Below are 13,398 nucleotides of genomic sequence, written 5' to 3'. Positions count from 1 at the left end.
CATGTCTGACTTGATTTCTTACGATGACATCATCGATGCCGCTTATGATATTTTCCTTGAGATGGCTCCTGATAATCTAGAGCCTGCAGATGTCATTTTATTTACAGCACAATTTGAAGATAGAGGTGCTGCAGAGCTTGTCGAAACGGGTAATGACTGGATTGAACACGTTGGCTTCGAGATCGACAAAGAAGTGTATGCCGAAGTGCGTATCGGTTTAGTTAATGAGGAAAATGACGTACTGGACGACGTTTTCGCTCGTATGCTGATCAGTCGTGATCCAGAACATAAATTCTGCCACATGCTTTGGAAACGTGACTAACCATTCAACAGCTTTTATCCCCAAGTCGTCTCAAAATGCTTGGGTATATTCAAAAAACACCAGCATAAGTCTGGTGTTTTTTATAGAAACAGTATCAGATCATAATAAATACATCCGCCGCACAGCCCCCACTAAGTTGACAATGACGACAATAACGCTGAAAAACAAAAAAGGCTTGCCAGTTTAAGCAAGCCTTAATTGTTTTATGCTATTGACTAGCGATGCTTATTACGAGCACCTTGGTCACCTGCACTCTTCTTAGGTTTACGTCGAGAAGGGTTGTTACTACGCCCTTTTGATGTATTAACACGCTCTTCGTGGCGCTTCACTGCACGACGAATTTTTTGACTACGTGCACGTTCACGTTTACGTGATGTGTTGTCTTTGTTCAGATCTAACATGGTTTCTTTTTCTGGACGTAACTCAACTAACTCACGCAGGTAGTTAACTTCTTTAAGATCAAGCTCCATCCAGCCACCACGTGGTAGCTTCTTATTGAGATAAATATCTCCATAACGAACACGCTTCAAACGACTCACAGTAGTGTCTTGTGACTCCCACAAACGACGAACCTCACGGTTACGTCCTTCATTTATAGCAACATAGAAAGTGTGGTTCATTCCTTCACCGCCTGCGTACACGACGTCTTCGAAACGAGCCATACCATCCTCTAGTTCAACACCGCGTACTAGATTTTTTACTTTCTGCTCTGTCACTTCACCAAACACACGAACTAAATATTCACGTTCAACCTGTCTGCTTGGGTGCATTAAGCGGTTTGCCAGCTCACCGTCTGTCGTGAACAACAATAGGCCAGATGTATTTGCATCAAGGCGGCCTACAGAAATCCAACGGGACCCGCGAATTTTTGGCAAACGGTCGAAAACAGTGCGACGACCCTCGGGGTCGTGACGAGTACAAAGTTCTCCTTCAGGCTTATAATAAGCCAGAACTCGACAGATCACTTCTTCTTGTGCTTTTGCTGACACAATGTGTCCATCGATACGAACAACACTGTTCTCATCTTCTAGTCTTTCACCAAGTTTAGCTACGATTCCATTCACGCTAACGCGGCAGGATTTAATCAACGATTCAATTTCACGACGAGAACCGTGTCCAGCACGTGCTAATACTTTTTGTAACTTTTCGCTCATTTATTTACCTATGTGTCGTCTTCACAGACGTCGAGACCATCAGCGGTCTTCATTATGCAAACTACCCGGCTTTCGGGATTTTCGGCCAATCATTATACGAGATAATACTAATTAATGTAAGACAAATTCTCGCTGTTGTCGCGCTTAAGGCTATAGCCATACTAATTTTCAACAATAGCCGACTTGGCTAAAATATAAACTATGATGCTATTACCTTCAGCTAATAACTGTATCTCACTCAAATGGTGAAGGATCTCCAGCTCCTGAGCGAGCGATAATGGCGTCACCTTCACTAAAATCGATAACCGTCGTTGGCTGTTCTCCTAAATAACCTCCGTTCAAAATGACATCTACTGCATGCTCTAATTTGTCACGAATTTCCTCTGGATCATATTCAGCACCATCACAACCAGGCAGAATTAATGAAGTAGACATCATAGGCTCACCAAGTGCTTCAAGTAAATCCAATGCAATACGATTGTCAGGTACACGAATGCCTATTGTCTTACGCTTGGCATTCATTAAACGGCGTGGAACCTCTTTCGTCCCTTTAAAAATAAAAGTATAAGGCCCTGGTGTATGGCTTTTCAATAAACGAAATGCTGTATTGTCCACTCGTGCGTAAAGGGAAAGTTCCGATAAATCACGGCATAGTAAAGTAAAATTGTGTTTATCATCGAGACGACGAATCTGGCAGATTCGCTCTAGCGCTTGTTTGTTCTCTAATTGACAACCTAATGCATATCCAGAATCGGTCGGATATACAACAACCCCGCCATTTCGAATGATTGCCACTGCTTGATTGATCAAGCGAGCCTGCGGGTTTTCAGGGTGCACATAAAAAAACTGGCTCATTGTTATTCCTCGTTATCGAACCTCTCGGCTCTATATTAAGTATTATGGTGTATCAAACCCGCCGTCTTGCTCAACGCTCGGCAAAGGTTTAATTCCCCAATCTTTCCAAACTGGCTCAACTCCTGAAGGTAACCAAAGATTTCTACCTAGCTCCATCCAAGGAGAAGGATAATGAAAGTCGCTACCTTGTGACGCCAGTAACTCGTATTGTATCGCATAGTCAGCTAAGTTGCGCCTTTCTTGTGGTGCTTGCTGAGGTTGAGCAACTTCCATTGCATCACCATCAGCTTCAACAAAAGCACTCAGCAATCGCTTAATCCATTTAGCGGTTAATTGGTATCGCCCTGGGTGAGCAAGTACCGCTTGTCCACCAGCAGAATGAATGGCATCAACTGCATCTTTCATTGAACACCAATTAGGTGGTACATAGCCGGGAGTGGAACGCGTCAAATATTTTTTAAACACCATCTGCATGTTTTTAGCGTAACCATTGTCTACCAACCACTTAGCAAAGTGTGCACGGGTAATAGGAGCATCACCAGCAATTTGCTGAACTTCTTCTAATACACCTTCACGTGTGGCTTTTTGCAAACGCTCTGCGATCAATTCAGCTCGTGCTATACGGTGTGTTTTTTGTTGTTGAATTAAATCCATCAATACTGAGTTTTCTGGATCTATATTCAAACCCACAATGTGGATATCTTTGTTCTGCCACACAGTCGATATTTCAATACCGTTAATGATATTTATAGCCAAATTATTCTCTTGAACATACTGCTTGGCTATAGCTAAACCGTCAGTAGTATCATGGTCAGTAATTGCCAAAACATCGAGATCAAAGCTTATGGCCCTATCTACTAAATCTTGCGGTGATAAACGACCATCAGATGCTGTAGTGTGACTGTGTAAATCAATTCTCATATTTTTGTCGCTTTAATTCTGTTTTGGGGTTGACTTTTGAACGCTGCACTAGTTAACTAGTACATAGATACAAAAACACGATTTAAGGTTCACTATGTTACAAGAATTTGTCTTAAACCAGAATGCAAAAATAAAAGTTCATGATAATACAATGAACTCTGAGCATATTGCATGGTGGCGCATTTGGACAAGTTCTTGTTGGGCTGACGTGTACTTCTAATTAACAGAATGAAACGCCACAAAGCCCGCACCCTCTGCGGGCTTTTTGTTTTACCATAGACTTCACAACCAATCGCCTAAATATTGGTCAAATAAATAAAAAACTTAATTGGGTGGCGGTTATCTTTGTGCGAGTATGTATGGTAGGAAGATGTAAATATCAATAAGGAGGTCTTGTGAATCAGGCCATTACAATAAAAAAACTTGGTCAACTTGAAGTGCTAAAGACTTCCGTTCCTTATACTCAAGATCCGACCCGATTGTTCCATACCCTGTGTGAGCATAAAAAGGACAGTTTGCTGCTTGAATCCGCTGAGATTGATTCTAAGCAGGATTTAAAATCACTTCTCGTCGTTGATTCAGCCATACGTATCGTTTGTAATGGCAACAAGGTCAGCATGCATGCATTAACGAACAACGGTAAAAACCTACTTGCGCATTTAATACAAAATGTTAATGCTGACGTAGCCACTGATTTTGATGGTGAAACACTCACATTAGGTTTCACCCTACCTAACAACACACTCGATGAAGATTCTCGACTGCGTGAAGCTTCGTCCTTTGACGCCCTGCGCTTAGTGCAGCAGAGCTTCGACATTTCAGCACAAGACAAGCACGCTATTTTTCTTGGAGGCTTATTTGCCTACGATTTAGTCGCTAACTTCGAACCATTAGGCCAAGCCGAAGTTACGAACCTGTGCCCCGATTATGTCTTTTACGTCGCAGAAACACTTCTTATCATCGATCACCAAACCGAATCTTGTCAGCTACAGGCAACTTTGTTTGTTGACGACTCAGAAAAAGCCGTAATAGAAGCTCGTGTCACTGAAATTAAAGCCCATTGTTCAACCCCAAAGAATCTGCCAAGTGCTGAGCAAATTACCAGCGTGAATGTTCAACCTAGCGTATCTGATGCTGACTTCTGCCAAATAGTACGTGATTTGAAACAATACGTGGTAAAAGGTGACATCTTCCAGGTCGTGCCCTCTCGCCGTTTCACTCTTCCATGCCCTTCTCCACTCGCCGCTTATAAAGAGCTGAAACAGAGCAATCCAAGCCCTTACATGTTTTATATGCAAGACGAGCTTTTCACCTTGTTCGGTGCTTCACCTGAAAGCGCATTGAAATACGAAACCAATACCAATCAAGTCGAAATCTACCCAATTGCAGGTACTCGTCGTCGTGGAAAAAGACCAAACGGTGAGATCGACTTTGATTTAGATAGCCGCATTGAACTGGAATTGCGTAGCGACACAAAAGAAAATGCAGAGCACATGATGCTCGTCGATCTCGCCCGTAACGATGTTGCCCGTATTGCACAGGCTGGTACTCGCTATGTTGCAGACCTATTAAAAGTCGACCGCTATAGCCATGTTATGCACTTGGTATCTCGAGTCGTCGGCCAGCTTCGTGAAGACCTAGACGCTCTACATGCCTACCAAGCTTGTATGAATATGGGCACACTGACAGGAGCACCAAAGATTCGAGCTATGCAATTGATTCGTGACGTCGAAAGTGCTCGTCGTGGCAGTTATGGTGGAGCCGTGGGCTACCTAACCGGTGAGGGGACACTCGATACATGCATCGTAATCCGCTCCGCTTACGTTGAAGATGGGATTGCCCAAGTGCAAGCTGGGGCTGGCGTGGTATTTGACTCAGATCCTCAAGCAGAAGCAGACGAAACGCGTGGTAAAGCTCAAGCAGTCATTTCTGCGATTCAAGCCGCCCATAAAGCACAATAAGGAATAGGATTCGAAGATGGCTAATATTGTTTTTATCGATAACTTTGACTCATTCACCTATAACTTAGTGGATCAATTCCGTTCACTGGGTCATTGCGTGAAAATTTACCGTAATAACATTCCAGTTCAATCGATTGAACAAGCGGTTAACGAGCTGGAAAATCCTGTAGTCCTGCTATCTCCAGGTCCCGGTGCTCCTTCAGAAGCAGGGTCAATGCCAGAACTGATCCAACGTTTAAAAAGTAAAGTACCGATGATCGGCATTTGTCTTGGCCATCAAGCCATCGTAGAAGCATACGGCGGTACGGTTGCTGGTGCAGGGGAAATTATTCACGGTAAAGTTTCTATGATGGAACACCAAAACCACGCAATTTATCAAAACCTACCCTCACCCCTTGCGATCGCACGTTACCACTCTTTAGTGGCGATAAAGGTCCCTCAGAGCTTAACCATCACAGCAGAAGTCGATGACCTGGTGATGTCGGTTGTGCATGAAGAAGATAAAGTATGCGGATTTCAATTTCACCCAGAGTCCATTATGACCACCTACGGTGCCACTCTGTTAACTAACGCCATTGAATGGGCCCTCGAAATAAAGGCAGCATAAGTAACGCAAACCCATTAAGGTCAATAGGCAGATAAGAAATTTAGGAGAGTAAATATGGAAGCAATCATCAGCCCGATTATGGCGAAACTTTACGAGCAAGCTTCTCTGACTCAAGAAGAAAGCCAACAACTGTTCGACATCATAATCCGTGGTGAGCTCGACCCTATCTTGATGTCATCAGCCCTCACAGCACTAAAACTCAAGGGTGAAACCCCTGATGAAATCGCGGGTGCTGCAAAAGCACTACTGGCAAACGCAACTCCCTTCCCACGCCCAGATTATGACTTCGCTGATATTGTTGGTACAGGTGGCGATGGTCATAACACCATCAATATCTCAACCACAGCGGCCTTTGTGGCTGCAGCATGTGGCCTCAAAGTCGCAAAACACGGTAACCGAAGCGTCTCAAGCAAATCCGGTTCTTCTGATCTGCTTGACTCTTTCGGAATCAACTTAGCGATGAGTGCAGAAGACACACGCAAAGCGGTAGACGAAATCGGTGTTGCTTTCTTATTTGCACCGCAATATCACGGCGGTGTTCGCCACGCGATGCCAGTGCGTCAAACTATGAAAACACGTACTCTATTCAACATTCTCGGTCCACTGATTAATCCGGCTCGACCAAACATCGAGTTAATGGGTGTCTACAGTGAAGAGTTGGTTCGCCCTATCGCTGAAACCATGTTACAAATGGGTATGAAGCGTGCTGCGGTTGTCTACGGAAGCGGCTTAGATGAAGTGGCTATTCATGGCTCAACGACAGTAGCAGAGATCAAAGATGGTACGATCATAGAATACACACTCACGCCAGCAGATTTTGGCCTTGAACAGCACCCATTAGAAGCGATTAAAGGTGGGCTTCCTGAAGAAAATAAAGCCATCACCACCGATATTCTGACGGGTAAAGGAAGTGCAGCACAATTAGGTGCTGTCGCGGTTAACGTTGCTCTGCTGATGCGCCTGTTCGGCCACGAAGATTTAAAAGCTAATACACAACAAGCGATTGATGCAATGAATTCAGGTAAAGCCTATCAATTGGTTCAACAACTTGCTGCTCACGCTTAAGGAATGATGAAAAATGACGGATTTCAATACTCAGCAATCAGGCAATTTATCTGAACACGTATCCAAACAAGACGCACAAATGGCAGAAGTATTAGCGAAAATTGTGCGTGATAAATACCAGTGGGTAGCGGAGCGCAAAATTTCCCAGCCACTGAGCACGTTTCAATCAGATTTGCTGCCATCTGATCGCAGTTTTTATGATGCCCTAGGCAAACAAAAAACCGTCTTTATTACTGAATGTAAAAAAGCTTCGCCATCCAAAGGGTTGATTCGTGATGATTTTGACCTAGATTATATTGCTTCTGTTTACAATAATCATGCAGATGCGATTTCAGTTCTCACTGACGAGAAGTATTTTCAAGGCAACTTTGACTTTCTTCCGCAAGTCCGTGGACAAGTACAGCAGCCGGTGTTGTGTAAAGACTTTATGGTTGATACCTACCAAGTCTATCTGGCGCGCCATTACAGTGCTGACGCGGTGCTGTTGATGCTGTCTGTACTCAATGACGAAGAATACAAAGCGTTAGAAGCAGCAGCACACAGTCTTAACATGGGCATTTTAACCGAAGTCAGCAACGAAGAAGAGCTTCATCGTGCGGTTAAACTCGGTGCACGTGTGATTGGAATCAATAACCGCAATTTGCGTGACCTCAGTACTGACTTGAATCGTACTAAGGCACTTGCACCTATGCTTCGCCAACTTGCCCCTAATGCGACGGTAATATCCGAATCCGGCATTTATACCCACCAGCAAGTTCGTGATTTAGCGGAATTCGCAGACGGTTTTTTGATCGGCAGCTCGTTGATGGCAGCAGACAACTTAGAATTAGCAGTCCGTAAAGTCACTTTAGGCGAAAACAAGGTTTGTGGTCTCACTCATCCTGATGATGCCGCAAAAGCCTACCAAGCGGGCGCGGTATTTGGTGGTCTGATCTTTGTCGAACAATCAAAGCGTGCTGTTAACTTTGAGCAGGCTCGGCTCACCATGAGCGGCGCTCCTCTTCAGTATGTTGGTGTCTTCCAAGATCACGACATTGATTATGTGGCTTCGATCGTCACTTCACTTGGTCTAAAAGCCGTGCAATTGCATGGTCACGAAGATCAAAATTACGTGAACCAATTGAAAGCAGAGCTGCCAGTGGGAATTGAGATCTGGAAAGCTTATGGTGTCGTTGATTCACAACCCAATTTGCTTTCTAATCACATTGATCGTCATCTTCTCGACGCTCAAGTAGGTAGCCAAACTGGCGGTACTGGCCAAGTGTTCAATTGGGAATTGATCGGCGATCCAAGCCAAATTATGCTCGCTGGCGGATTATCACCACAAAATGCGCAACGTGCGGCAAAACTGGGCTGCTTGGGGTTAGATTTAAACTCTGGCGTAGAAGCCTCACCGGGTAAAAAAGATTCACAGAAGTTGCAATCTGCATTTGATGCCATTCGCAACTACTAAAGCTTGTTTGAAGCTAAAAATTTAAAGCTATTCGTAGCGAAAAAATACGAGAAGGAATATAACGATGGCAAAATTGAATGCCTACTTTGGCGAATACGGCGGTCAGTACGTACCGCAGATTCTAGTTCCTGCACTGGATCAACTAGAACAAGCCTTTATCGATGCACAAGAAGATCCGACGTTTCGTAGTGAATTTATGACCCTGCTGCAAGAATATGCAGGTCGACCTACCGCTTTGACTCTCACTCGTAACCTGACCAAAGGAACCAAAACCAAACTTTATCTTAAGCGTGAAGACTTACTTCATGGCGGCGCACACAAAACCAACCAAGTATTAGGTCAAGCCCTGCTTGCAAAACGCATGGGTAAAAACGAAATCATTGCTGAAACAGGTGCAGGTCAGCATGGTGTAGCAACGGCACTGGCATGTGCACTGCTTGGCCTTAAATGCCGAGTCTACATGGGTGCAAAAGACGTTGAACGACAAAGCCCGAACGTATTCCGGATGAAATTAATGGGCGCAGAAGTTATTCCTGTGCACTCTGGTTCAGCTACTCTTAAAGATGCTTGTAACGAAGCTCTGCGCGACTGGTCTGCCACTTATGAAGACGCACACTACTTGCTTGGTACCGCAGCAGGCCCTCACCCTTTCCCAACGATCGTTCGTGATTTCCAACGTATGATTGGCGAAGAGACAAAAAACCAAATCCTCGCCCGCGAAGGCCGCCTTCCAGATGCGGTGATCGCTTGTGTGGGAGGCGGTTCAAATGCGATTGGCATGTTCGCTGATTTTATTGATGAAGAAAGCGTGCGCTTAATCGGTGTCGAGCCTGCTGGTAAAGGTATCGACACTGACCAACACGGAGCGCCACTTAAACACGGCAAAACGGGTATCTTCTTTGGGATGAAAGCACCATTGATGCAAGACTCCAATGGCCAAGTAGAAGAGTCTTACTCAGTATCTGCAGGTCTTGACTTCCCGTCAGTAGGTCCGCAACACGCACACCTCAATGCGATTGGCCGTGCGGAATACGATAACGTAACAGACGACGAAGCACTTGAGGCATTCCAGGAAATTGCTCGCCATGAAGGCATCATCCCTGCTCTTGAATCTTCTCATGCTGTTGCTCATGCTCTACGTATGGCACGTGAGAATCCTGAAAAAGAGCAATTATTGGTTGTCAATTTATCAGGCCGTGGTGACAAAGACATCTTCACCGTACACGCCATACTTGAAGAGAAAGGAGTGATCTAATGAGTCGTTATGAGAAGATGTTCGCGCGTCTAAATGAGAACAATCAAGGCGCATTTGTACCGTTTGTGACGGTGGGTGATCCTAATGCTGAGCAGTCTTATCAGATTATGGAGGCATTGGTTGAATCTGGGGCAGACGCTCTTGAATTAGGTATCCCCTTCTCCGATCCTCTTGCCGATGGTCCAACGATCCAAGGCGCTAATATTCGTGCGTTAGAATCCGGTGTCACACCAGACATTTGCTTCGAGCAAATCGGTAAGATCCGTGCAAAACACCCGGATCTTCCGATTGGGCTGCTGATGTATGCAAACCTTGTATACTCACGCGGTATTGAAAACTTCTATGAGCGTTGTGCAAAGGCTGGCATCGATTCAGTTCTGATTGCTGACGTTCCGACTAACGAAAGCTCAGAATTTGTTGCGGCGGCAGAGAAGTTCGGGATTCACCCAATATTCATTGCTCCACCAACAGCAAGTGATGAAACACTACAGCAAGTTTCCAAGCTTGGTGGTGGATACACCTATTTACTCTCTCGTGCAGGTGTAACCGGTACCGAAACAAAAGCAAATATGCCGGTTGATCATATGCTGGATAAACTCAAGCAATTTGATGCTCCGCCTGCTTTACTTGGTTTTGGTATTTCAGAACCAGCACAAGTCAAGCTAGCACTCGAATCAGGAGCCGCTGGTGCTATTTCCGGTTCTGCTGTAGTTAAGATCATAGAAACGCATGTTGAACAACCACAAATAATGTTAGAACAACTTGCCACATTTATTTCTTCTATGAAGGATGCAACCAGACGATAATTGCTTTTATTCGAGAAGTTAAGTTAGCAACCGAAGTACTCAATTGGTTAGAGTGCCACTCCAGGCAATAGAGTACTTCAATGCCAGTTACCACAAAACTTAATTAATAGGTCGTTACCTTTTTAATCTTCATCGTTACCATTTCCCTGCTTTTTCCACAAAAACTGACAACTCCTGCCATTTGTTATTTTGATTCTCATCTAGATATTCAATTTGAAAAACAAAAAAAACTAATCTCCTATGAAGGGGTTGAGGATAGTCAGCGACAAGATTAAAACCAGTAGAAAGCAAAAGTAACAGTACACAAGAAAAGTACGACGATTTAAAATATGATCATAAAATGGCTTTTTTCATGAACCGGAAAAGAGCCATGAAAAGTGAAAATTTGAACTATATTTTTAATATTGACATTTTAAGTTATTAACTAAGAATTTATTTTAGGCTCTCCATCAACACTCACCTTTAAACGAAATCGCCTTCAGCATTTGGAACTAAGCATCTTTCATTAATCAATCGACTAAGGCCACCAAAGCACTACGTGTTACTTTTGGTTTCACATTTCATTAATTGGCATCTGTTATGCATTGCTGAGGTTAGAAGTACAACGACTCACTGTTTCAAATCCTCCATCATCTGGGAGTATATTTGATAAGGGTACAACCATGACAATTCAGCGACACACATATTACGGCTTGATTCATCACGGTATAAAAGCATTACTTCTCGATCGTGTTGGCCACTATACAGAAGAAGAATACCACCAATACTTGAGCTTAATGACTGGGAAATCAACATGCTTCACTATGTCATATGACGAACTTGAAGCGACAGTGGACAACTTACTCCACGAAGGATACTTAGAAGACGTTAAATCTTTAATTGCCAGTTATCAGACTGTTGTATAGCAATAGAACGCAACAACACTTCAAACAAAATTGCCGTTTGTACACGGCAATTTTTTGTATCCATTTATCTCTAACTATTCACATTAACGTAATTTCCGTTAGACTGTTCTCCACTTAATCACTACATAACGTTTGCACAATGAAGCAAGTTCTTGATTTTATACCACTCATTATTTTCTTTGTTTTATACAAGACGTACGATATTTATGTCGCAACAGGAGCCCTGATCGCCGCAACGGCTATTCAACTTGTCTTGACCTATGCCATTTATAAGAAAATCGAAAAAATGCAATTAATCACCTTTTTAATGGTGGCAATTTTTGGTGGTATGACCATTATTTTGCATGATGACAATTTTATAAAATGGAAGGTAACTATTGTATATATTGTTTTTGCACTCGGTTTAACCATCAGCCAATTAATTGGTAAGTCAGCAATTAAGAGCATGCTGGGCAAAGAGTTAACACTCCCTGATTCCATCTGGGCAAAAGTGAATTGGGCTTGGGTCGCCTTTTTCTCAGTTTGCGCAGTAGTGAACATTTACGTAGCTTATAAATTACCACTGGATGTTTGGGTAAACTTTAAAGTATTTGGTTTATTAATCGCAACCTTTGCTTTTATGATCATAACTGGTTTCTATATCTATAAACACATACCAAAAGAACAAAAAGACAGCTCATCTGATATATCGGTTGATGATTAAAGTCTCATTTTTGCTATAATCTAGTTAAACAGATGTTTCACAGCGACCAATGGTCGCTGTTTTATTCTTGCGGCTTGAGTGATTTTTAACCTTATCTTTCCACTTATGTCGCTTATCTAGTACTAATGGATGTCAATATGAGTCATGAATTTTCTTCACCTCGCGGTCAGTTGTTGCTGCGAACTTTGGCCATGCCCGCCGACACTAACGCAAATGGTGATATCTTTGGCGGTTGGATCATGTCCCAACTGGATTTAGCAGGTGGAATTTTAGCTAAAGAAATCTCGGCGGGACGCATCGTTACGGTATCCGTATCAAGTATCACATTTAAAAAACCTGTCAGCGTTGGTGATGTTGTATGCTGCTATGGTGAGTGCACTAGAATTGGCCGAACCTCAATGAGTATTGATTTAGAAGTTTGGGTCAAGCCCGTCAAAGAAAATGGTATCGGAGAACGCTTCATGGTTTGTGATGCCACATTCAATTATGTTGCTATTGATAGCGAGGGAAAACCTCGCCCTATAACTAAGTAACGACACAGCTTTATTATCAAATTGCCCCAAGCAGTCTCACAATTTTAGAACATAACTTGTTAGTCAATCAAAAAAGGCGTTAAATTAATGCTTTACCCTATTATCTAAGGAATTGCGCGATGTGGTATGTCATTTTTTCACAGGATGTGGAGAATTCGTTGGAAAAACGTCTGAGTGTTCGTCCTCAACACCTTGAGCGGTTACAGAAGCTTCAAGATCAAGGACGCCTTCTTACTGCTGGTCCAATGCCTGCTGTTGATTCTAATGAGCCTGGTAAAGCAGGCTTTACTGGTTCAACAGTTATAGCTGACTTTAACTGCCTAGAAGACGCTCAAGCTTGGGCGAACTCAGATCCTTATGTTGAAGCTGGTGTTTATCACAATGTGATCGTAAAGCCATTTAAAAAAGTGTTTTAATTATGAAAAAATTACTCTGTCTCATGCTTGCTCTTGGCACACTAGCTGGCTGCTCTTCTAATGATGAAAAACAACGCCAACTGGAGCTAATGGCTTCAAATCGTGCTGGTGTGCTTTCTGCTGGTCTGCCCCTTGAATATGGACCACTTAAAATCTTGCGAGTATCTCCACGTAAAAATGTCGTTGAAATGATGATGATCTATAACGACTCTGCTAAAGGAGCGAAACCGCTCCAACAGGTATTGAACACCAGTATATACAGCTACTGTAAATCAGAGGAAGTGATTAAACAGCTCAATATGGGCTTACTTTATCGAATTAAAATTCGTAACTCACGCGGACAGCTAATGACTGATGAGTTGATCTCTGCACAAACTTGCCAAGCTAAAAAGAAGTAAATTACTAACCTACGGCTTTGGTTAAATATAAAAACCCCAAAAGC

At 43.2% G+C, this 13,398-nt stretch carries 16 protein-coding genes and 1 other annotated feature; of the genes, 13 read left to right on the top strand and 3 right to left on the bottom strand.

The features are described from left to right. Position 1: 1 nt before the first annotated feature. Positions 2 to 322 carry an HI1450 family dsDNA-mimic protein gene (locus VSA01S_RS03635; protein ID WP_039980684.1) on the top strand — a complete coding sequence of 107 codons (321 nt, stop codon included), beginning with the start codon at positions 2 to 4 and terminating at the stop codon, positions 320 to 322. A gap of 215 nt (positions 323 to 537) precedes the next feature. Here the strand turns inward: VSA01S_RS03635 and rluB are convergent, their stop codons facing one another. The 3 genes from rluB to rnm all read right to left on the bottom strand — a co-directional run bounded on the left by rluB (position 538) and on the right by rnm (position 3,252). Continuing rightward, positions 538 to 1,476: a 23S rRNA pseudouridine(2605) synthase RluB gene (gene rluB / locus VSA01S_RS03630; protein ID WP_039980683.1), complete on the bottom strand. Its 939-nt coding sequence runs from the start codon at positions 1,474 to 1,476 to the stop codon at positions 538 to 540. Positions 1,477 to 1,710: 234 nt separating this feature from the next. Continuing rightward, positions 1,711 to 2,331 (bottom strand): L-threonylcarbamoyladenylate synthase, encoded by a 621-nt coding sequence (locus VSA01S_RS03625; protein ID WP_039980682.1) that lies wholly within the window; start codon positions 2,329 to 2,331, stop codon positions 1,711 to 1,713. A 42-nt stretch (positions 2,332 to 2,373) separates the two neighbouring features. Next, on the bottom strand, positions 2,374 to 3,252 hold the full coding sequence (gene rnm / locus VSA01S_RS03620) for an RNase RNM (protein ID WP_039980681.1): 879 nt from the start codon (positions 3,250 to 3,252) through the stop codon (positions 2,374 to 2,376). A gap of 94 nt (positions 3,253 to 3,346) precedes the next feature. On the opposite strand from rnm, the gene trpL2 reads away from it, so the two are divergent. From trpL2 to VSA01S_RS03560, 12 genes are all read left to right on the top strand, one after another. Then, on the top strand, positions 3,347 to 3,472 hold the full coding sequence (gene trpL2, locus VSA01S_RS03615) for a tryptophan operon leader peptide (RefSeq protein WP_039980680.1): 126 nt from the start codon (positions 3,347 to 3,349) through the stop codon (positions 3,470 to 3,472). After that, positions 3,419 to 3,522, top strand: a sequence feature (Trp leader region). Its footprint overlaps the gene before it by 54 nt. Before the next feature lie 125 nt (positions 3,523 to 3,647). After that, positions 3,648 to 5,213, top strand: a complete 1,566-nt coding sequence (locus VSA01S_RS03610; RefSeq protein WP_039980679.1) for an anthranilate synthase component 1 — start codon at positions 3,648 to 3,650, stop codon at positions 5,211 to 5,213. Positions 5,214 to 5,229: 16 nt separating this feature from the next. Further along, entirely contained in the window at positions 5,230 to 5,820 is a 591-nt protein-coding gene (locus VSA01S_RS03605; protein ID WP_039980678.1) for an aminodeoxychorismate/anthranilate synthase component II, read from the top strand. Positions 5,821 to 5,874: 54 nt separating this feature from the next. Continuing rightward, the gene (gene trpD, locus VSA01S_RS03600; protein ID WP_039980677.1) at positions 5,875 to 6,885 is read left to right on the top strand and encodes an anthranilate phosphoribosyltransferase; all 1,011 of its coding nucleotides are present in this window, start codon (positions 5,875 to 5,877) and stop codon (positions 6,883 to 6,885) included. 13 nt (positions 6,886 to 6,898) lie between these two features. Next, the gene (gene trpCF, locus VSA01S_RS03595) at positions 6,899 to 8,338 is read left to right on the top strand and encodes a bifunctional indole-3-glycerol-phosphate synthase TrpC/phosphoribosylanthranilate isomerase TrpF (RefSeq protein ID WP_039980676.1); all 1,440 of its coding nucleotides are present in this window, start codon (positions 6,899 to 6,901) and stop codon (positions 8,336 to 8,338) included. 64 nt (positions 8,339 to 8,402) lie between these two features. Further along, positions 8,403 to 9,593, top strand: coding sequence for a tryptophan synthase subunit beta (gene trpB, locus VSA01S_RS03590; RefSeq protein ID WP_039980675.1), 1,191 nt, complete (start codon positions 8,403 to 8,405; stop codon positions 9,591 to 9,593). Continuing rightward, positions 9,593 to 10,399: a tryptophan synthase subunit alpha gene (gene trpA / locus VSA01S_RS03585; protein ID WP_039980674.1), complete on the top strand. Its 807-nt coding sequence runs from the start codon at positions 9,593 to 9,595 to the stop codon at positions 10,397 to 10,399. Before trpB ends, trpA begins: the two co-directional genes overlap by 1 nt. A 662-nt stretch (positions 10,400 to 11,061) precedes the next feature. Beyond that, a complete protein-coding gene (locus VSA01S_RS03580; protein WP_039980673.1) occupies positions 11,062 to 11,304 on the top strand; it encodes a hypothetical protein in 243 nt (80 codons plus the stop codon). 139 nt (positions 11,305 to 11,443) lie between these two features. Beyond that, positions 11,444 to 12,007, top strand: coding sequence for a septation protein A (locus VSA01S_RS03575; RefSeq protein ID WP_039980672.1), 564 nt, complete (start codon positions 11,444 to 11,446; stop codon positions 12,005 to 12,007). A 137-nt stretch (positions 12,008 to 12,144) separates the two neighbouring features. Next, positions 12,145 to 12,540 (top strand): acyl-CoA thioester hydrolase YciA, encoded by a 396-nt coding sequence (yciA, locus tag VSA01S_RS03570; protein ID WP_039980671.1) that lies wholly within the window; start codon positions 12,145 to 12,147, stop codon positions 12,538 to 12,540. 119 nt (positions 12,541 to 12,659) lie between these two features. Further along, positions 12,660 to 12,956 (top strand): YciI family protein, encoded by a 297-nt coding sequence (locus VSA01S_RS03565; protein WP_039980670.1) that lies wholly within the window; start codon positions 12,660 to 12,662, stop codon positions 12,954 to 12,956. A gap of 2 nt (positions 12,957 to 12,958) precedes the next feature. After that, positions 12,959 to 13,354: a GspS/AspS pilotin family protein gene (locus VSA01S_RS03560; RefSeq protein WP_039980669.1), complete on the top strand. Its 396-nt coding sequence runs from the start codon at positions 12,959 to 12,961 to the stop codon at positions 13,352 to 13,354. Positions 13,355 to 13,398: the final 44 nt, after the last annotated feature.

It is taken from the genome of Vibrio sagamiensis NBRC 104589, assembly GCF_007990935.1.
Lineage (GTDB): Bacteria > Pseudomonadota > Gammaproteobacteria > Enterobacterales > Vibrionaceae > Vibrio > Vibrio sagamiensis.
The sequence above is the reverse complement of the archived record's forward strand: the minus strand, read 5'-3'. Positions and strand labels throughout refer to the sequence as shown.

Coding starts and splice junctions, on each gene's coding strand:
- VSA01S_RS03635 (WP_039980684.1), top strand. CDS start 2: ATGTCTGACTTGATTTCTTACGATGACATCATCGATGCCGCTTATGAT.
- rluB (WP_039980683.1), bottom strand. CDS start 1,476: ATGAGCGAAAAGTTACAAAAAGTATTAGCACGTGCTGGACACGGTTCT.
- VSA01S_RS03625 (WP_039980682.1), bottom strand. CDS start 2,331: ATGAGCCAGTTTTTTTATGTGCACCCTGAAAACCCGCAGGCTCGCTTG.
- rnm (WP_039980681.1), bottom strand. CDS start 3,252: ATGAGAATTGATTTACACAGTCACACTACAGCATCTGATGGTCGTTTA.
- trpL2 (WP_039980680.1), top strand. CDS start 3,347: ATGTTACAAGAATTTGTCTTAAACCAGAATGCAAAAATAAAAGTTCAT.
- VSA01S_RS03605 (WP_039980678.1), top strand. CDS start 5,230: ATGGCTAATATTGTTTTTATCGATAACTTTGACTCATTCACCTATAAC.
- trpD (WP_039980677.1), top strand. CDS start 5,875: ATGGAAGCAATCATCAGCCCGATTATGGCGAAACTTTACGAGCAAGCT.
- trpCF (WP_039980676.1), top strand. CDS start 6,899: ATGACGGATTTCAATACTCAGCAATCAGGCAATTTATCTGAACACGTA.
- trpB (WP_039980675.1), top strand. CDS start 8,403: ATGGCAAAATTGAATGCCTACTTTGGCGAATACGGCGGTCAGTACGTA.
- trpA (WP_039980674.1), top strand. CDS start 9,593: ATGAGTCGTTATGAGAAGATGTTCGCGCGTCTAAATGAGAACAATCAA.
- VSA01S_RS03580 (WP_039980673.1), top strand. CDS start 11,062: ATGACAATTCAGCGACACACATATTACGGCTTGATTCATCACGGTATA.
- VSA01S_RS03575 (WP_039980672.1), top strand. CDS start 11,444: ATGAAGCAAGTTCTTGATTTTATACCACTCATTATTTTCTTTGTTTTA.
- yciA (WP_039980671.1), top strand. CDS start 12,145: ATGAGTCATGAATTTTCTTCACCTCGCGGTCAGTTGTTGCTGCGAACT.
- VSA01S_RS03565 (WP_039980670.1), top strand. CDS start 12,660: ATGTGGTATGTCATTTTTTCACAGGATGTGGAGAATTCGTTGGAAAAA.
- VSA01S_RS03560 (WP_039980669.1), top strand. CDS start 12,959: ATGAAAAAATTACTCTGTCTCATGCTTGCTCTTGGCACACTAGCTGGC.